This window comes from Halobellus sp. Atlit-38R, assembly GCF_003665925.1.
Taxonomy (GTDB): domain Archaea; phylum Halobacteriota; class Halobacteria; order Halobacteriales; family Haloferacaceae; genus Haloquadratum; species Haloquadratum inordinatus.
Genome location: NZ_QXIJ01000016.1, coordinates 36,519 through 54,778, shown reverse-complemented (window position 1 = coordinate 54,778; position 18,260 = coordinate 36,519). Strand labels below are relative to the sequence as shown.

Here is an 18,260-nt window from a genome sequence, read left to right as displayed (position 1 = left end):
GGAACGCTGGGCGGCGACCTTCCGGTCGCACGCCCAGCTCATCCTCCACGAACTCGGTGAATACCTTGGCTACTCGCCACCGCCATTGCTGGAGCGGCTGATCGAGGATGCTCAGAAGATCCACCAACAACGACCGATCTTACAAGAGACGCTCGCTACCGCTACACAACCGAGGTGTGAGTCTTAGCTAAAGACGAATGCCTCCCGCCGTATTCGGAACAAATACGAGGATGAACTGAAGACCGAACTGTGGGGCGACTCGTTCTGGAACGACTCGTACTGCCTCATCTCGACTGGGCAGGTGTCGTTGGATGTGCTGAAACAGTACGTTGAAGACCAGCGGGAGAGCTGATGTACTACGCCTACCAGATCGTCTCAAACCGTCCGACGCCCACCGCGAGGAGTTGGACCACCACCGAGACATTTGTAGGCAACTCTACAACCACACGCTCTACCGTCTCAACGAGTACCAAGACGAACACGGCGAACTCCCCTCTATGACCACGCTCCGGTCGGAGTTACCCGACCTGAAGAAGTGGTGGGACGGCCTCTCGGACGTGTACTCGAAGGTCCTCCAGACTGTCGTGGAACGGCTGTTCGACAACCTCAAAGGACTATCCGGGCTCAAGGAGCACGGCTACGGCGTCGGTCAACTCAAGTGGAAGCCACCTCGGGAGTTCCGCAGTTTCACGTACAGTCAGTCTGGCTTCAAGCTCGACAAGAAGGGCGGTCAAACTGTGCTGTCCCTCTCGAAACTTGCGGACATACCGCTTCGGCTTCACCGCGCCCTTCCCGACGATGCTACGCTCAAACAGGTCACGGTCAAGAAGGAACCGACGGGCGAGTGGTTCGCCACCTTCGGCGTCGAAATGGACCGTAAACCGCCCGAACCGCCTGAGAACCCCGAGACATACGTCGGTATCGACGTTGGGATTCTTAAGTACGCCCACGACACCGACGGAATGGCGATCGAGTCGCTTGACCTCTCCGACGAACGGGAACGACTGGAACGCGAACAGCGGTCCCTCTCACGCAAACAGCACGGGTCGAACAACTGCGAGAAACAACGCCGGCGCGTAGCGGAGTGTCACGCCGATCTTCGACGGAAGCGCCGCGACTTCCTCCACAAGCTCTCGAACTACTACGCTCGGGAGTACGACCTCGTGGCGGTCGAAGACCTAAACGTGAAAGAGATGTTGGAATCGCCATCGAACAGCCGCAACACGGCGTCTGCCGCGTGGCGAACGTTCCTCTCGTTGCTCGAATACAAGTGTGTGCGAGAGGGGACGCACTTCGTCGCGGTCAACCCGAGAGGGACGACCAAGGAGTGCGCGTCGTGTGGCGTTTCGGCGGAGAAGCCGTTGTGGGTCCGTGAACACTCCTGTCCCGCCTGTGGGTTTGAGGCGGACAGGGACGCGAACGCAGCGTGGAACATCCTTTCTCGCGGCCTCGAAGACGTAGGAGTGGGATACTCCGAATCAACGCCTGTGGAGACTGCGCTCCCTGTGGATACCTCGGTATCTGCAAAGCGCGTCGTGGAAGCAGGGAGCCTTACCCTCAAGGAGCGAGCGGCGTCAGCCGTGAGCGAGTAGGGTAGGGTAGGGTAGTTCACATTCTTGACGACCCCCAATCACCGTTCGGTCTCTGAGTTGGAAGGCGGCTGGCTCAGAGAGTAGCCGCCAGCCATCAGCGTTCGAATGGCTCGGCTGAATCCGGGTCCTGGTACCAGCCGCTCGCTACAGTCTGTATCCCAATCGATTAAGCCTGCATCACAGAGTGGTTCTAGGTGTGATCGCTTCAGGTTGGTGCGCACGTTTGTCACCTGTTGGGTTGACACACCTCGTTGTTCAGTATCTGCTTCGAGTGCAGCGATGATTTCTGCGAGCTGCCGCAGATGAATGTGCCCCCACGGTGCCATCGCAATTGCGAGAAGCACACCCCGTTTCCGATGGTGGCTCAACAGATAGAAGATATCCGACTGCTCACAGAGAGAAAGTTCAGATGCTTCTCCGGGGCCGTCATAGATGTCATCGCTCATTTCTGTGTTCTCCTTGCTCTTGACAGACGGAGAGTAACCGTCTGTACTGGTTCACGACCGATCGGTCGCCAGGAGGATCCCGTCCATTCGTCTTCGAAGCGCCACCACTCGGGGGCTATGTGACGCGGCTCAAATCGATACCGACGTCGAGCCCCTGTCGGGGTGAGGAATTGAATCTCGAATCCTGAGACGTACTTTGGATGGCTCTTCTGAGGTGGGTGTCTGTGCGATCGATACAACGACATCGGGTCTACCCGTCTGGTAGATGGTTCTCCTTGTCCGTTCATAACTGCGGACCTTCTGGTGTTGAAAGCCCGCACTCCCATCGGGGAATACAAATCAGTCCGGACACCCCCACTGGAACTTCAGGTGTATGATGCTCAGTGAACTACCCCTGCCTCAAGGAGCCGCCGAAGGCGGCGAGTAGGCAGGGGTAGTTCACTGGCCGGCTGACCGTCAAGATGAGTTCCGTTTTGTCCTTGATTTCCTCGAAGAACATACTGATCCTCTATGGGAACAGTAGTGGCTGAGCAGATTCTCAGAGCGCTTCTGGGACTCTGTTTTCAATAGTTATCTGTCGAAACTGCCGTACAGAGCAGACTTTGCACGAAGTGCAAACAATACCAACGCAACCGAAGGGGTTACTATGAGCCCGCGAAACTTTCGCGAAGCCGTGTTCGATGAACACGGACTGGAATGTATCGTCTGTGGGCGGTCACCGGAGAATGGGTATGACCGCAGTCAAGAGCTCTCAGTTCACCACCTGAACGGCGATAAGACGGACAACCGGCCGGAAAATGGGATTCCTGTCTGTCAGAGTTGCCACATCCATATTCACCGCACAGACGAACCACCATACCGACAATGGCACCGTCAACTGTACGTCGAGCACCGAAGCGTCTGGAACCAGCACACAGATCTCCCATACAACGGTCCCCACCTCACCCGAGATCTCGCTGAGCGGCTGTACGGAGATGAAGGGGGCACCCCAGAGGCAGTAAAATATCTCGATGATGATGACGATGACGACGATGATGGTACTACAGGGGCGACAGAAATTCCCTAATCCAATACTGGTTGATCAACCTGGACGTTCACTATCGACCCGAATCTATAGTATGAGTAGCCTCGAAAAAATGGCTAATGACAGATCTTTCGGATTTTGGGGGTGGTATTGACCGATCCGAACTTGGTAAAACAGACCAGTTTCACGCCAGTCTTTCCGACTGGATTCGGTCCGATACCGTGAGTGTGTACTCTCGTAAGCAAAAATCGTATACTGATGGCACATTTAAAAACGATCGCGGCTTCAAGCCTAATCTCCTCATCGAGGGTCCTTCATACACATACGTGCTTAAAACACAGATAGCTGATGACGGGAGTGATATCTATGAAAAAATCTATACTGTGTTCAAATATTGGCGGGCCCTCACTCAAGGCAAAGAGAGCTATTCGGTCGATGGACAACCGATTACTGTTGACGCCGTTTTGCTTGCCACCGATTTTTCGAGGGCGGGGAAACTATTCCACGATCGACAGAACAAGGATCCGCTCCGTACCGGCCGCTCCGAAGAAGCGACGAAAACAGCTGACTCTAATCAGATTCCAAAACTCGAGCACGCTGCTAGTGAAACCGCGCTCAGAGTCCTCTGGAAATTTGTAAAGTATCACACCTCTGAGAGCACCATCGGGATTGGAGCGCTTCTCTCATCGGTACTCGATGATGACCCAGAACAAATGGAAGATGCGGCTCTCGAAGAATACTCACCAGCTGCGTTGTACTATACTCCTAGCGAAGAGCATGTACATAGTTGGAACTACCTGCCGTTTTTTCTCCAGAACAACACCTGAAGAGTCGGCTCGCTACTCAGCCGACTCAGTATAAACGTACCTCGTCGTATTGTCGTCCTGCTTTGCGGTCACTCCGGGGATACGTGTCAATAGCTCACCGCCGGAGAGATAAAATTGCCAAAACTGAGGAAACCCTCGTGTCGGCGGATCCACGCCCTGCTGATCAAGATACCCCTCGAGACTCGCTCGGGTTTCGTACTCCGACTCCCGAATACGATCTGTTAATAGCTGAAGAATGTGTGTGACTCTCCGCTTTTCGCCTTCTTGCACAAGAGTTATCTGATCTACTATGGTCTCTATGTCAAACTCATCGGAAGGTGATGGCTGAGTTTGGGCCTCTTCGGAACCTGGAGTGGGTCCAGCGGCTGACTGTGGTGGTCCTTCTATCAGTTCCTTATCAGAGAACTGCTCAGTCGCTGTATCCGTATTGATCGACTGACCTTCGGTCGCACTGTGACCATAGAGGCCACGATGGACTCGGACGATACATCCACTTTCCAGAAGGTGGGACAACCGTTGGCTGATGTAGGGTTGTTGCTTTTCGAGTTCCGCCGCCAAGTAACTCGGCGACACACGCCCCTCCCTAAGTTTGGTCAGTATTTGTCGATCTGTCGCGTTCAGTTCCATCGCTACGAAAACCAAAGGTGGCTTATAACTTATTACTTATTAGTCGTATAGTTCAGGTCCAATCGAAACGGTGGGGTACTCTTTCCAACACTCTCCGCCCTGAACAATCCGCCTACGGCAACCGGGGGGAGTGTCCCTCGCTCCGTCCAGCCACCACCCACCCTCCCCTCCGAAGCCCCAGCGCCCCCAGACACTTCGACGCCGCCAGAAGTGTCTCCCACAGCGTGGCCCCCGCCAGGCCACGCTCCCCGTCTCGGACCGTCCCGAACACGGTCCGGGTCCCGTCGACGCCGAACCGTCGACGCTCTTCTCGCTGCGGTCTCCCCTGCGGTGCTGTTTGCGGTGCGGTCCCTCTCGGACGTCGCTCGCGACGTCCCCCGATACAACTCCCTCCTCGTCCTTCTGCTGTCGCCGTCGCCGTTGCGGTCGTCGCTGAAGCTGCCGGCGTCGTCCTCGTTGCTGTCCTCGATCGCGGACGCCGTCCCCTCACCGCACCTTCGAAACGCTCGGTCGAATCGCGGCCCGCGTCTCCGCACTCAAACCTCGCCCCCTGCTGTCGCCGTCGCGGTCGTCGCTGCTGTCGGTGTCGCAGAAGCCGCCGCCGCCGTCCCCCCTCGCAGATGCTGTCGCTGCCGGTCCCCGTCCTGTCCTGTCGCCCTCCCCGTCGCTGTTGCGGTCGCCGTCGCTCCCGCACTCTCGTAACACCCCGTCTGCCAGATGAAACGCGACCCCGACTCTCCCTCCCGTCGCGCCCCACCCCGAACTCCCCTCTCGCGTCTCGTCCCGAACTCCCCTCCCGTCGCGACCAGCCCGACCCCTCCTCCTGCGTCTCGCCCCCGACCGCCACTCCACTCTCCCTCTCGCGACACGCCCCACTCCTCCTCGAGCGCACTCAGACTGAACCCTCCACCGAGCGCATCCAGACCGAACCCTCCTCGAGCGCGACCACGCCCCACTCTCCTCTCGCCGTCGCCGCCGCCAACCACCCCGCCCCGCGTCCGCTGTCGTCGTCGCTGTCCCGGTCGTCGCTGAAACTGTCGCTGCCGTCGCCTCGCCGATCGTCTCTCGGTCCCTCCAGCATCGACCACCGAATCCCCGTCCTCCTCGCCAACCCTCTCCGCCCGTTCTCGAGGCCGCCCCAGACCATCCACTCAGACGCTTGGCCAGGGTCCCCACCCATCTATCAGCAGACTGGTAGTCCCATCCATCGACACCCCCTACCCAATCCTCGTCTCTCCTCGGCTCCGCCTGCACCCCTCGCTACGCGACTACCCCTGAGTAGGTAACTCCCTTGGACCCTATTTGTGTGAATTGGCGCACCTCGTCACGAGCAATCCTGTGCTATATTAGAGATGCTCTAAAGCCCTCTCGTGCCGTCGTTACCTCGTCACGCCAAATCGTGTGGTGGTGTGGCCTGATTACAGACCCCCCGAACCCCGCCCCAGTACCGTGATTATGAAATTGGTCCGGCGACCTCGAAAGTAATCACAAAGTGGGCGTATCGCCACGCAGTCTGGTAATTATCGGGGCGTTAGCCGCCGTCGTCGCGGCTGATTACGAACCCCCCGTATCCTGCCCCCGTACTGTGATTACAGAAGTAGTTACAGATGATGTCAACCCCAACGCCGTCCCGTAATTACCGCGCGAGCGAAAACCAGATCGCTGCCGTAACCGCTGCCGAAGCCGCGTGATTACAACACCCCCGAAACCGGACGCCGTCCGGTGATTAGCGAAGTGATTACGAATCTGCCCTATCGTGACGCCGTGCGGTAATTACGAAAATCTGAGCGCTGATTTCGGGCGGTGATTACGAACCTACCCAATCGTACTGCCGTCCCGTGATTAGTGATTTGATTAGAATGGCGCTGAATCACGCATCCGTGCCGTAATTAGTTCTGCCGAATCCGCCCCACACATACGGAATCTGATAGTAGTGCCGTTGGTGGTGACTGACTGCCCGCTGTGAGCACTCGCGATTCGACTGGCTACACGTTGGGGACTCGTCCAGCGGAGTAGTGGTCAGCCACCGAGCGCTTTGGGGGTTCCGTTGTGGGTCAGCCGTGTGGTCACTGTTGAGGTCGGTCTGAGAACGGCGTTGAGAAAGCGTTGTGCGGAGAACGAAACTGCGTCGAAGGGGACTACTGTTCGACTTCGTCCCGGAGGTCGGTGATGCTCAGGAGTTCGTGGGCACCGTCAGAGTCCAGGTGCTCGTTGATGGTAGCGAGGCTCCCATCCTGTGGCGGGTTGGATTCGAGCTTCTCCGAGAGCGATTTGACGAGCCGCCGAACACCCTTCTGGTTCTCTGCCACCCAGACACCGTCTCCGTAGGCTTCTGCGAGCTTGTCGTAGTCGCCTTCGACGTGCCCGCGCTTCTCGGGGGACGTTTCGACCTCGACGACCTTCCGACGGTCGTCGGGCGATTCCTTCGTTGGGGTGGCGTACACGTCGTAGACGTTTGAGTCGCCGTCCGGACTGTGGTACATATGGACGTCGTAGCCTTGTTGTTCGTAGTAGGTCGTGGCCAGACGCACACCGATCCGATGGGTCAGACTCTCGTTGCCTTTCTCTCCGCCATCTGTGGGGGAGAACGTCCGGTCGACGGTGGCTTCTGCTTTCTTCGTCGGCCTGTAGTACACCTGCCGATTGCCGAGGTATTCTTTCTCCAGATACCCTTTCGCTTCCAGGTCGTCGCTGGCTTCGCTGAAGGGCAGACTCTTCATCGATTTCCCGAGCGTGTACCCGTCGACGCCGTCCGTGAGTGCGTCGAAGACCAACTCCAAGTAGGAGAGATGCTTGTGCGAGAGGCCTTCTCCTTCGATGTCGTCTTCGTCCTCGTCTTTGACTTCTTGCTCCTCGGGGCTTGGGGCGCGACTGCGGTCGGTGGCGCTGTCGACGTCGATGGCGTCGTGGTCGCGACTGACGCAGTGCCGGGTTCGGCTCCGGCGGCGCACCATCTCGGATTGGGAGCGAACCTGGAATGGTCCCTCATCGTGGCCCGGCGGGATGGGGAGTGGTTTGAGGGTCAGAATCTCTGGTTTCTGTTCGTGGAAGCCCGTGGATGGGAGCTGGACGACCCATTCTCCACGCCGAAGGCCAGCGATACGGTCTTTGATCTCGTCGCTGTCTAAGTCCTCGTGGAACAGCGATTCCGCGAGCATATCGTCGGTCGCGATGTTCCCGATGATCTTGGTGTTGATGTTGTTGAGGATCTCCTTGTAGGAGCGCCGATTGCCCCGTGGGTCGTCCCCCAGCACTTGCTCGGGATACTGCATAATCAGCCCGAGACTCAGGTTGAACTCACGTCCTTTCGGCAGGAGGTCTTCATACACGATTTCGGTGCGAGCGACGTCCGCGCTCTCCTCGATGATGACGTTCGCGATGTAGTCGTCGTCGTCGGGCGTCCAGATCGAGCGCACCGAGGTCCAGAGGTGGCTGAGGAACAGGACGGTGAACATCTTACTGGACTCGCCGTGGATATCCCCGGTGTCGATGAGGATGACCTTATCGGAGTTCAGCACGCTCTTGAGGTCGAGCATTGGGACTTTCTCGCGGTCGTACCATCCGGTCTCGTGGTCCCAGTGTTCGTCGTCGACGTCGAACGAAAGCATATCCCAGATGAAGTCACGCTCCTTGAGCTTGCGAATCCGGTTGAGGACAGCGTCCGTTGTGTTCATAAACTGGCGCTGGTCCTTCTGGAGGTGTGACATCAGGATGCTCTCGACTTGATCGTCGCTCACCTTGGGGAGTGCTTGGGCGATGAGTGCTTCATCGTCCATCCCGTCGTTATTGTTGCTGCCGACTTTCGCGCCGTGTTCTTGGAAGTTCTGAGCCGTCTCCAGTAGTTCGCCGATGGAGAAGTGGTCGCTGCCGTAGACGGGGTCGAAGCAGGCTTTGATGAGGTTCGTGAGGATTTCGTTCGCGACGAACGCTTGGTCCACCGTGTCCTTCCCAAGCGCGAAGTACAGCACCTGGAAGTAGTGGTCGACGATGTTCTGGACGGCGGTCGCACGCTCGCGACCGCCCGCCTCGACGAGGGGGCGCAGGTCGAAGAACGGTATCCCCGGAACCATTCCGTCCTCCTCGGGGATCTTGATGTACTCGACGTCATCGAGGTCTCCGAAGAGGGTGCGATGGCACCGCAGGTAGTTCTCACACATATCCCCGCCTTTGGGGTCGACGACGACGGTCGGCCCGTTGAGGTTCGCGTACGTCGAGAGGATGTCGTTGAGGGTCGCCACCGTCTTCCCTGAGCCCGTGGTCGCCGCGCGGATGTAGTGATGGGTGAGGTCGCTGGCGGAGAGGCCGATCGCGTGGCGTTGGTTGAGTTGGTCCCACCACTCGTTTTTGCTCTGGATGGCGCTGATGTCTGAGGGTGGGAGGTCCGGGTCACGGATGGCGGTGACGGCGCGTCCGATGGTCATTCCGTGCGAGAACTCGCGGAACACTTCCTCGTTCGGCGAGGTGAGCGGGGACTGTGCCTTTGGGGTGCCGCCGGTCCCTGCGCGGCTGGCTTTCGGCAGCGAGTCGATACTGGGGACGGTGATGAAGTTCGCGAGCTCGTCGACGTTACAGACGAGGAATGGCTTCTGTCGGCCCGCGATCTCGAAGCCGTTCGGGTACGTGATGCCGTGGGCGAGCATCCGTTTGTACTCGTACTCGTTCTGCCCGAGGTATTCGCCTTCGATGCTGTAGAACCTGCCACTGAGGTGGTTGAGTGAGTCGGTGAGATTCTCCGCACAGTCCTTGAGACTTGTCGCCGCCCGGATGCTGACGTTGTAGGTGTGGGCGGGGTCTTTCAGGTCGATCTGACCCATTCGGTCGGTGCCGTGGCGTTGGCCAGCTGTCTGGGAGTCGTGGATACTCCCACCGACTTCGTTCGGGGTATCCGAGCGGTGGCGTTCGGCTTTTTCCTCGTCAGACACACCGAGGAGTCCGTCGAGGAGGGATAGTCGTACGGTTAAATACGCCTAGGCCATTACTGCTGTACAAAGCCACAATCAAAAAACTGTGAACAAAGCTTCATTCCCTACGATAACAATCGACCGACATCGATCGGTCTCAATTGCGAACTACACGCCTGTCACATTATCTTCGCAGTTGTGAGCTTGAATCCTCTCTGGTAACCCAACGACGCCGCACACGGGACATTCGACGAGTGGGGTCGGCGGTAGTTTTCGACAGTGCTGCAACGCAGCTCGCAAATGTTCTTCAACAACAGGGGATTCACACCGAGTAATCGCTTGAGCAAGATGCATTTCGAGAGCTTCACGTGTCGTTTGTGTCTCCCTAGGAGTCTGATCCGTCATCGGTGGCCCTCGGGGAACATCGATCTAGTATCCGGTACCCAATACGCAGGGTCGATACATCGTAGTCCTACCAGTTGGTGTCGTTCAATCATACTCTCAGAAGCGCACAACGGTTTACGACTAGATCACCCATACAGCAACGGTACGCAGCGAATCGACCGTCACGCACTCCACTTCAACTGGTGGATAAAAACAATCTCTACGACAACACTTTCACACATCATCAGGGCAGCACACCGCCAAATCAACAGTCAACAATAATCTTGTCGCCAGACAACTGTCGAGTCTTCCGACTAGGTTGCAGCTACAGTGTTGCTCACTACCGTTGTGCTTTCCACAACGGCATTCGCCTAGCCTGAGACTCCACAGCTGGGCGAACCACGTACTTCGGATTCCTTTGTCAGCCGACCGGACCGACACAATCGATATGCGATTGTGGCCAGCCACGATGACGGCCTGATCGCCAGTAAGACGACCTACGTGGGTTACAACCTTTGAGAGACTCCATCTGCCGCAGGCGACAGATGGCTTTTCCACGCTGCAGGGGCGTATTTCATCCTACAGTTCTGCGCTTTTGTATATAATGTTTGGCTGACTAAGTGACCAAGTCTGCCCTACAAAACTACCCGCACCGTCGGTTTGAGTCACTCGCAACCTCCGCTATGAGTTCATTCGAACGTTGGACTGGGGAATATTCGGAGCGCGTCTCGACCGTGATCATCGAGGTAAACACGCTTTTTTCGACCGTCTTTCTCGATGTAGATATAGCTCTGTTCGCGGAGCGGTTTGATGATGTGTGTTTCGAGTAGTCTGTAGAGTCCTTCTTCGGTTTTCGAAGAGGTGTCTGTGATGAACTTGAGTTCCTCGTCTCGGGCGTGTTGAATGAGTTCTTTTTTCGTTGCACCGTTTTGCTCTCGGAGATACCCAAGGATGGTCAGCTGGTCTGGCGATGGACTACTGAGCCGAAAGACTGGCAGATCAAACATTTCCCCAACAGAATCGACAAGGGGGTCGGAGGGCGCTTTGCGACTCCCGTCCTTGTCTTCGAAGCTGGGCGCGACGTAAAACGGCGTCGCAGAGGTGGATTGACACGCCATCATCCCACCGATCGCAGTTAGCTTACTCCCCGTCGAGAGGTTCACCAAGACATCTTCTTTCTGGTGACCTTCGATCACGTCGACAAATGCGGTGACCGCGCTGTTGATGTCGAAGAGGTCACACTCTCGCTCTTTGAGCTCGATACGATCATTCTCTCGGAGAGTCTGTACGAGATCGCGTTGGAATGATGCCTCGTAGTCCTGGTTCGCTTTGTGACGGAGTAAAACGACTGTATCGGCGTTATATTCGTAGATCGGTTCGAGAATACGGTTGTATTCGTACCCAAGTGGCGCGATCTGTACGCGGTCGGCGACGTCCATTAACGATGTATAGACAGCCCTCTCTGAAGTAACTAACGTCTATGAGTTAGTATTGTCGGATAAGGCCAGAATCTGAATTTGGACTTCTCCCCAAACTACAGTACAATCTGTCTCAGGTAAATGCGCTGTGAGCAATACTAACGATACTAAGTTAATAACAATACTTATAGCAAATGCCGTCATACTCTGAATCACAATGACGGCAGATCGACCAAGCCAATCCGGTGACGAACTCACAGCCACGCTAAGAGAAGCACGTAGCGAATACGAGCGTCGAACAAGAGCGCAGTCGCCTCCGACGCTAACCCAGAATTTGGATGTCGAGAATTTTTGGGCTGCTGAAGAAGAACTCCTCAGCTACGTACCGAATCACATCAAGCAACACGGTCACATCGAAGACAAAGAACTCCTCGAGAATATCGTCCTGTGGAAATTCCCCGTCGTCATCGGTAACATCCGCGAGAACACGCCTGCTCAAATTGCGACAGTCTCCAAGCGCGCATTTCAAGCAGGGAATGCGCGTGATGCAATTCAGGAGCTCAACGAGTTACAGGGCGTTGCCGATTCGATCGCAGGTGCGATTCTGATGTTCGCCCATCCACACCGATACACGGTGATGGATCCCCTGGCTACGAACGCACTTGCAGCTTTAGGCTACTGGGCTGGTGACACAGCTGCTGTAGCCGAACAGTATGAATCATATTGTCTTCGTTGTCACGAACTCAGCCAGCAAACTGGGCTCTCACTACGAGACGTCGATCGAGCGCTGTATATCCTCGGTGGCGAGGAGTGAACAATGGTCGTCTCCATCGGTCACTTCGACACCGACCAAGACGAGTTTGTCATCGAAGGGAGACTCCATAATGGGGCTGCCGTCCCGGGAAGTTCAGATGACTGGGAGCAATGGGTAACGAAGTTTCGTGGGGCACCACACGATATCGACAGAGAGTACCACCGTATCGAGCACCAATCTCGACTCGACAGACAAATCATCGATCGCCCGGCAGCCCACCCACGCGACGAATATTCGCTGATGATGAAAATGAAGACGCCATACCAAATGGCGTCAATTCGTCCCCCGAGAAGGGAGTACGAGACCCTCAAAACGATCGCAGCTGATGCATCACAACTCACTCTGCCACCGCAGAACGAACTTGGGTCTAGTCCACTCTCGATTCGACGCTACAGCGGCCCCTCAGATGGACAGCCGCTTTCTTTTGTAATCATCTACGAGACGGGTCACATTGCAGTCCACGCCCGCGAGAACTGTGCCTACGAGGGCCAATATCAGTTCGTCATCAGCGATGATGCAGTTTCAGATCTTGTTGGCTGCGTATACGAATCCGGATTCGGATCGCTCAGCCATACCTATCTCGGCTCGAAAGACTCTCTCGCTGCAACGTCACTTGGATTCTGTGCGGGAACTAACCAACAGTGGGTGTATGCATACAAGGACTCCCTACCGAACGCATTCACTACAGTTGATGATGCGGTCCGTTCCGCAAGTAGAATCGATCTATTCGAAACAGGAGACCACGAGACGATCACGAGTACCTTGACTAGTGGGCGTCCTGCGGCGGCGCTCTCACTACTCGCTCAGAACACGGCCCTCATTGAAGAGCTCCCTCACGAAGCGGTTTTAGCGGGTATCGAAACGGGAATACAGAGTGACCCGGATCGAACGAAATACACCGCTTTGGAGGTGCTTTCGAACGTCCAGTCGACAGTTCCAGACCGTCTCTGGGAAGCGGTTTGTACCATCGAAAGCGATCATCCCGACCTTATTCAAAAAGTGACGTCGACGACAACAGTAGTCGCCGCAACCAAACCAGAATTAGTTGACGACCTCGCTGCACCGCTCCTTGAGACGCTTCGAACAGACGATCCGCGTCGACGAACGGCTGCGTTAGAATCACTCAAGAGCGTGAGTGAACACCAGCCACGTGTTCTTATTGATGCCCTCCCAGCTATTGAGACCATTCTGAAGGATGGTCGGACATCGGACCAACGAACTGCGCTCGATGCAGTCCTCTCGCTGGCGAAAGCAGAACCAGAACACGTCGAACCGCTCGCATCAGCCTTGCTGACGTTCATTGACGAGAGGACACTTCCGATACGGTCATCAGCGATTGTCGGGCACCTCGCAAAGGTCCGACCTGATGTTGCGGTGCCCGCAATCGAGACATTTGGAGAATGGCTTGATGCTGAAGAACCGCGAATTCGAGCAAATGGGCTCGCAGTCCTCGCAGACTTAGCCGGAACGTATCCCGAGAGACTCCGCCGATACGCACCACGGGCACGCGAGTTCCTCTTGGATGACGACGAGCTCGTCAAATATAATGCGACATCGATTCTCGCCAGAGTCGCAACCGTCGACCCAGACGCCGTCGAACCAGCGACAGACTCGCTTCGTGACGCTCTTTCAGTCGATCACCCGCCGACACAACAAAACGCGTGCTGGGCGTTGGGTCGGATTGGTGCTCACGAAAGTCTATCAGAACTAGAAACTCTTCGAGAGCACACTGATGTTGAAGACGTACGGGCAGCAGCAACTGCGGGAGCGGTTCTCTTGTCACTATCTGAGTGTCCCCGCTGTGGTGAACGCATCAGGCCACATCAGGTGTCAGTTGCCGTCTATGAGAATATGAAGGCCCGGTGGGAATGTCCTAAGTGTGACTACAGTACGGTTGTGCCGCCAACGTGAACCGTCTCGGGATCAAGATCCGAGGCACTTGACTTGCCTATCTGTATAGTCTCAGATGTTCGATGAGAGGCTTGCTTGTGAACTTGACTAAGGGCCTCTCTCGCATTAGGTTCGACCGCCTGCCGTTCGGTGTCCGGTGCGTCCGCCATCTCCGTTTCCTAACTTCTGAGCAGGAACCTCCAATAGCTACGTTCGAGTGGCGGGGTTGGCTGCGTTACGCAGGCCTTACAGGTCGCGGGACTGGACCGTCTTCCGGTCGTTGGCCTCGGCACGCTCTGCGGCGTCGTCGAGTAGTTCGGCGACCTCTTCGTTGAGGGCGTCGTAGAAATCTGCTGAGACGTTGTTGTCCGAGAGTGCATCCTTCACGGCTGCTTTGACGATTAGGTCAGACATTCCATTGCGGATTTCTCCTGTCCACCATATAAAGATTCGATGTTCTCACGTAGTCTTCCTGACCAGTCATCCCGAAGTCGCCTCTGAGTACCAGAGAGAACATTTGCCACCCATCAGAAATAGGGAACAGGCAGATGCACGATCTAACTGGGGTCCAGCAGAATATCTTGTACGTAACCACCGGGCTCGAGACGTGAACGCACCCACTACGTCGTAGAATCATCTAAAAGCGGGACTGCTTTACCCCACTTCCCACGAATACACAGTAAGATGGCTCGGCTCGTCTTCTATCACCACCCACAGGCCGAGAATTTCTCACTCAAATATAGCTCAGCATCGGTCGCAGAAATCCTGTCTCAGCGAGAGCAATCCGACGAGTCGACAAAGCTCATCGGGTACCCCTTCGAAAATCCAGTCTATGTGATCTACGAAGGCGACCCAGAGATCGAATCAGCCCAAGATATCGACTTCGATCAGGAATGGCTGAGCGACCGTATTCGTGTTCTTTCTCGTGCTGGGCAAGTTGTCGCCTTCCGGTTAGTGGAATTGCTCGAAGCAGCTGTCGATGTTCGAGATGAGGATGAGTTTCGGCTCTACAAGGATTTCGAACCACAAAAGATCCAGCAGGCACTCGATCACGTATCCTGGGGAGCACCACTTCCGACCGTCGCTGGAGAGGTGATGTCGAATTTGATTCTCCGACATTCCCTCCCGAATGCGAATCATCGAACTGGTATCGCGATGCTGCAGTTCTGTATTGAGAGTGTGGAACCTGATTTTGAGATGCCACGAACGCACGTCGACGACGACACTTGGCGAGAGTGGGTCGATCCCTACATCATTGATTCCAAGCGGCTCATCACGGTCCGCCGGAACAATCTCCGTTTCAAGCAACTCGAAGATTTGGACGTCGACCTCGTCGAACGGAAAGACGGGATCCAAATCCGATTAGCCGAATTCGAGTTGGATATGCACTGGCGAGAAGCCCTTTCGCAGTACGCTGAGCAGCATGAATCCCACTGTACGGACTTTGCGCAGGCAGTTCTCGAACGAGCAAAACGGGACGATCTGCTCGACCGTCAAGGACCAACGAAACAAGAGTTCATCACGTATCTGGAGGACGGACTCGTCGAACGGGACTTCAGAGAGATGTTCTAATCAGTCGCGGAGCTCGGCGACCGACTGTCCGACCTCGCGAACGTGTTCACTTCGCTCGAGGTCGAGTTCCTCGGCGAGGTAGTCAACCGTCTCTTCGAGGCTCATATTGGAAAGAAGTCCGCCAAGCGCTATAAACCTAGTGCTGCACTACCTCTTCTACACGTCTAATTCTGTTTCATAGTGGATTTCAGAGACTTGATCTCCCGAGAGGTAGACATACTTATCAAGGTCAACCCTTTTCCAGATTTCCCCCTCCCGTCGTATGATTTGTTGAGGCCATCGAAGAATCAGATCAGTTCCTTGAACTGCTGAATCGTCTACGTATATTTCCCCCCAAATTTCGTTGCCGTTTTCCATCACAACTCGAACCTGAGCTGGTTCTTTGCGATTTTCCGACTGAAGGTCCCAAACTGGCGGACCGCGGACATCTAAATCCTTGTGAACAAACTGATCGATAACCCTTCCTGACACATATCCCAACACAATAGAAGAGATTAGAGCCAAAAGGTAGATTATTCCTATCTCTAGGGGTGCGTAGGCGTCTACGATGCGAATTTGAAAATCAAGAGTTAGGAGATGAAACAACAACAATCCCGCAATCAGAGTAAGACCGGATCCACCGACTGTGTAAATCCCTTTATCAAACCGGTCGTCCACGGAAACTACAGGACCAAAGTGTTTTGCAAGTTTATAGGTGATGAACCCTGGTAAAAGAAAAGCTAACGCATAGATTACGCTGAAAGAGGAAAATGGGGCAACCATAAGAAGGATCTACTTATCGGACAAGTGAGGTTTGTTTTTACCCGTATTCCGTATTTCGATCCGGGATTCCTCTTCACCGGGATCCATCGCTTAGTAAAACCCCTTATTCATCATCGTTACCGCCACTTCGTGGGTCTTCTTCTGAGGTTTCTGCTGCATAGGATTTCTCTCTCTTCGGGGATGAGCTGTTCGACTTTTTGGAATCGTCTTGATCGTCCGCCATATCAATTAGTAATACGAAATGGGATATAATAAGGATACCCAGACCAAGGTGAAAGTGGTACTATCTGTGCCATTCAGGAACGGAGATCAGCTTTAATGGTCAATTTCATCAAGAGCCTCCGTAGCAACGTCACCCAACTCGCCAGCTTCAATATGTGAGTACCGTTCCCGGACCATCTCCTCTGAGTTGTCGAGATATCGAGCCGCGACTGTATACCCAAACGCACGGACAAGTACCTCCCCCATTCCACGTCGACCACCGTGTGGAGCAAGATAATCGTGTTTCGGATGGTCGATATCGATCTCTGCGGTCTTTGAGAGCCGTTGGAGAATCGACCGTGCGCCGTCCGTCGTGATCGACGGCGGCCGAATGTCCTCATCGAGCGCCAGCAGCAGGTCGCGGGCGTATTCTTCACGGCACTCAGTAATCGATTCCGGTCGTTCTCCTCGGTCGGCGAGCTCTTCCCGGACGAGTCCTGCGAGCGTCCGCTGGTCGAATGTCGGGAACACCGGCCACCGCTCAGTTGGCGGATCCATGAGTTTGCGATAGCTCTGAAGAGGTGAGATCACCGGGTCAGGGAGGCTGGCGGCGTCCCACTGCTGTTTCTTCCGGTAGACGTCCATACTCCCGTCGTCGAGCGAGAGATCCTCCCAGCGGACGCCGCGCCGGCGTGGATCGTTCGGGTCACGGAGGAGTTCACCGACGCGGACGGCTGTGTACGCGAGGACGAACACCAGAGCCCGGTCACGAGCCGCCTTCAGCGCCGCGTAGCGCACTCGCTGTTTGTCGAGGGGGTCAGTATCCTCCGGGAGTGTCGTGTACGCCTCGACGGCGTCGCGGGCCCGTTCGTCGACGTGGCGGGTGAGTGCGTGACGCTGCTCGGAGGTCCAGGCCTGCTGGTCGCCGGGCTTGCGGCCGTCGTCCTCCGGCAGCGGCGCCATCGCACTCGCCCACTGCGCGTAATGCGCTTCGAGATACCCCTCGTTGACGCACCAGCCACACCACGCAGAGATATAGCGGTAATAGGTTTGTACCGTGTTCTGTTTGAGTCCTCGATCTCCACTGAGATGCCGGGCATACTCCCGGAACACTCGCTCGTCGAGGTCCTCGAAGGTCGGCACCCGGTCGATGTCGTCGGGGACGATCCCGGTCCAGTCGTCGTCGCCGCGGTCGCCGGCGGCCCACTCGGCGAACCGTTCGAGCTCGCGTGCAGCGTTACGTCGATAGTTCCCGCCGTCGCCACCGCGGCCTTTCCCCTTGTCCTGGAGGTAGCGCTCGAAGGAACTCGCGAGTGACTGATCGGTGCGTTCTCGGGGTGTCATGGTTCCTCGTTCGCGTACTGGTAAGTCGGACGAACATCCTCGAGGAGTGCTTCGACGATTTTCCAGAGGATCAGGGAAGGAGTCTCGTGTTCAAATGTGATCCCCCAGCGGTCCTCCGTATCGGCAGCTGAGTACTGGAAATGCGCCTGTCCGAGATCGGGATGGTCTTCGTCCTGGTGCCAGCCGGCGTGAAAGCCCGTGTTCGGGTCGGTGTAGTTGATACGGAACCAATCGTGTGGGTCCTGTCGATACCACTTGACGGTCAGTTCCGGCGAATCAGGGCCCGTTGGGGGATCAAGGCGGGCTGGATCAAAAACCGCCCGCAGCTGCTTGGCCTCGATATCGTCAGGTACGAACTCGACCGCCGAAATCTGTGGCACACGGTCAAGGACGTCTCGCTTCAGTTGGGCGTAGAGGTTCGCGTTCGGATCACCCCCTGGATGCGGGACCGACATCCG

14 protein-coding genes and 3 pseudogenes are annotated in these 18,260 nt (G+C 56.0%); 8 read left to right on the top strand and 9 right to left on the bottom strand.

Annotated elements, in window-relative coordinates; translation table 11 throughout:
- The 3 pseudogenes from D3D02_RS15950 to D3D02_RS15940 form a co-directional block, all read left to right on the top strand.
- Positions 1-187, top strand: a pseudogene (locus D3D02_RS15950) (IS4 family transposase); the annotation flags it as partial.
- Between the two features lie 12 nt (positions 188-199).
- Positions 200-352, top strand: a pseudogene (locus tag D3D02_RS15945) (transposase); the annotation flags it as partial.
- Positions 352-1,592: pseudogene (locus D3D02_RS15940) on the top strand (RNA-guided endonuclease InsQ/TnpB family protein). The pseudogenes D3D02_RS15945 and D3D02_RS15940, both read left to right, overlap by 1 nt.
- Positions 1,593-1,630: 38 nt before the next feature.
- Here D3D02_RS15940 and D3D02_RS15935 read toward each other — a convergent pair.
- Entirely contained in the window at positions 1,631-2,038 is a 408-nt protein-coding gene (locus D3D02_RS15935) for a hypothetical protein (protein WP_121570972.1), read from the bottom strand.
- Between the two features lie 1,143 nt (positions 2,039-3,181).
- On the opposite strand from D3D02_RS15935, the gene D3D02_RS15925 reads away from it, so the two are divergent.
- Positions 3,182-3,889 carry a hypothetical protein gene (locus D3D02_RS15925; RefSeq protein WP_121570970.1) on the top strand — a complete coding sequence of 236 codons (708 nt, stop codon included), beginning with the start codon at positions 3,182-3,184 and terminating at the stop codon, positions 3,887-3,889.
- A 12-nt stretch (positions 3,890-3,901) separates the two neighbouring features.
- Here D3D02_RS15925 and D3D02_RS20985 read toward each other — a convergent pair whose 3' ends face one another.
- Positions 3,902-4,516: a winged helix-turn-helix domain-containing protein gene (locus D3D02_RS20985; RefSeq protein ID WP_199723128.1), complete on the bottom strand. Its 615-nt coding sequence runs from the start codon at positions 4,514-4,516 to the stop codon at positions 3,902-3,904.
- A gap of 342 nt (positions 4,517-4,858) precedes the next feature.
- Between D3D02_RS20985 and D3D02_RS20385 the strand changes: the two genes are divergently transcribed.
- The gene (locus tag D3D02_RS20385) at positions 4,859-5,218 is read left to right on the top strand and encodes a hypothetical protein (protein ID WP_147435639.1); all 360 of its coding nucleotides are present in this window, start codon (positions 4,859-4,861) and stop codon (positions 5,216-5,218) included.
- A 190-nt stretch (positions 5,219-5,408) separates the two neighbouring features.
- Here the strand turns inward: D3D02_RS20385 and D3D02_RS15915 are convergent, their stop codons facing one another.
- The 3 genes from D3D02_RS15915 to D3D02_RS15895 form a co-directional block, all read right to left on the bottom strand.
- Positions 5,409-5,597 (bottom strand): hypothetical protein, encoded by a 189-nt coding sequence (locus D3D02_RS15915; RefSeq protein ID WP_147435638.1) that lies wholly within the window; start codon positions 5,595-5,597, stop codon positions 5,409-5,411.
- Between the two features lie 1,057 nt (positions 5,598-6,654).
- On the bottom strand, positions 6,655-9,438 hold the full coding sequence (locus D3D02_RS15910; RefSeq protein WP_121570968.1) for an ATP-binding protein: 2,784 nt from the start codon (positions 9,436-9,438) through the stop codon (positions 6,655-6,657).
- 1,052 nt (positions 9,439-10,490) lie between these two features.
- Positions 10,491-11,240 (bottom strand): DUF6293 family protein, encoded by a 750-nt coding sequence (locus D3D02_RS15895; RefSeq protein WP_121570966.1) that lies wholly within the window; start codon positions 11,238-11,240, stop codon positions 10,491-10,493.
- 196 nt (positions 11,241-11,436) lie between these two features.
- Here D3D02_RS15895 and D3D02_RS20380 point away from each other — a divergent pair, with 196 nt between their 5' ends.
- Positions 11,437-12,033, top strand: a complete 597-nt coding sequence (locus D3D02_RS20380; protein WP_147435637.1) for a hypothetical protein — start codon at positions 11,437-11,439, stop codon at positions 12,031-12,033.
- A 3-nt stretch (positions 12,034-12,036) separates the two neighbouring features.
- Entirely contained in the window at positions 12,037-13,944 is a 1,908-nt protein-coding gene (locus D3D02_RS15890) for a HEAT repeat domain-containing protein (protein ID WP_121570965.1), read from the top strand.
- A gap of 225 nt (positions 13,945-14,169) precedes the next feature.
- Here the strand turns inward: D3D02_RS15890 and D3D02_RS15885 are convergent, their stop codons facing one another.
- Entirely contained in the window at positions 14,170-14,337 is a 168-nt protein-coding gene (locus D3D02_RS15885) for a DUF1931 domain-containing protein (protein WP_121570964.1), read from the bottom strand.
- A 270-nt stretch (positions 14,338-14,607) separates the two neighbouring features.
- On the opposite strand from D3D02_RS15885, the gene D3D02_RS15880 reads away from it, so the two are divergent.
- Positions 14,608-15,495, top strand: coding sequence for a hypothetical protein (locus D3D02_RS15880; protein ID WP_121570963.1), 888 nt, complete (start codon positions 14,608-14,610; stop codon positions 15,493-15,495).
- A 156-nt stretch (positions 15,496-15,651) separates the two neighbouring features.
- Here the strand turns inward: D3D02_RS15880 and D3D02_RS20375 are convergent, their stop codons facing one another.
- The 3 genes from D3D02_RS20375 to D3D02_RS15870 all read right to left on the bottom strand — a co-directional run bounded on the left by D3D02_RS20375 (position 15,652) and on the right by D3D02_RS15870 (position 18,257).
- Entirely contained in the window at positions 15,652-16,257 is a 606-nt protein-coding gene (locus tag D3D02_RS20375) for a DUF6338 family protein (RefSeq protein ID WP_147435636.1), read from the bottom strand.
- A 315-nt stretch (positions 16,258-16,572) separates the two neighbouring features.
- A complete protein-coding gene (locus D3D02_RS15875; protein ID WP_121570962.1) occupies positions 16,573-17,802 on the bottom strand; it encodes a phage integrase SAM-like domain-containing protein in 1,230 nt (409 codons plus the stop codon).
- A complete protein-coding gene (locus tag D3D02_RS15870; RefSeq protein ID WP_121570961.1) occupies positions 17,799-18,257 on the bottom strand; it encodes a hypothetical protein in 459 nt (152 codons plus the stop codon). Before D3D02_RS15870 ends, D3D02_RS15875 begins: the two co-directional genes overlap by 4 nt.
- Between the last annotated feature and the right edge of the window lie 3 nt (positions 18,258-18,260).

Bases quoted from the DNA above. Each gene is read 5' to 3' on its own strand.
- D3D02_RS15895 (WP_121570966.1), bottom strand. From the start codon at position 11,240: ATGGACGTCGCCGACCGCGTACAGATCGCGCCACTTGGGTACGAATAC.
- D3D02_RS15890 (WP_121570965.1), top strand. From the start codon at position 12,037: ATGGTCGTCTCCATCGGTCACTTCGACACCGACCAAGACGAGTTTGTC.
- D3D02_RS15915 (WP_147435638.1), bottom strand. From the start codon at position 5,597: ATGCTGGAGGGACCGAGAGACGATCGGCGAGGCGACGGCAGCGACAGT.
- D3D02_RS15925 (WP_121570970.1), top strand. From the start codon at position 3,182: ATGACAGATCTTTCGGATTTTGGGGGTGGTATTGACCGATCCGAACTT.
- D3D02_RS15880 (WP_121570963.1), top strand. From the start codon at position 14,608: ATGGCTCGGCTCGTCTTCTATCACCACCCACAGGCCGAGAATTTCTCA.
- D3D02_RS15885 (WP_121570964.1), bottom strand. From the start codon at position 14,337: ATGTCTGACCTAATCGTCAAAGCAGCCGTGAAGGATGCACTCTCGGAC.
- D3D02_RS20985 (WP_199723128.1), bottom strand. From the start codon at position 4,516: ATGGAACTGAACGCGACAGATCGACAAATACTGACCAAACTTAGGGAG.
- D3D02_RS15935 (WP_121570972.1), bottom strand. From the start codon at position 2,038: ATGAGCGATGACATCTATGACGGCCCCGGAGAAGCATCTGAACTTTCT.
- D3D02_RS15870 (WP_121570961.1), bottom strand. From the start codon at position 18,257: ATGTCGGTCCCGCATCCAGGGGGTGATCCGAACGCGAACCTCTACGCC.
- D3D02_RS20375 (WP_147435636.1), bottom strand. From the start codon at position 16,257: ATGGTTGCCCCATTTTCCTCTTTCAGCGTAATCTATGCGTTAGCTTTT.
- D3D02_RS20380 (WP_147435637.1), top strand. From the start codon at position 11,437: ATGACGGCAGATCGACCAAGCCAATCCGGTGACGAACTCACAGCCACG.
- D3D02_RS15875 (WP_121570962.1), bottom strand. From the start codon at position 17,802: ATGACACCCCGAGAACGCACCGATCAGTCACTCGCGAGTTCCTTCGAG.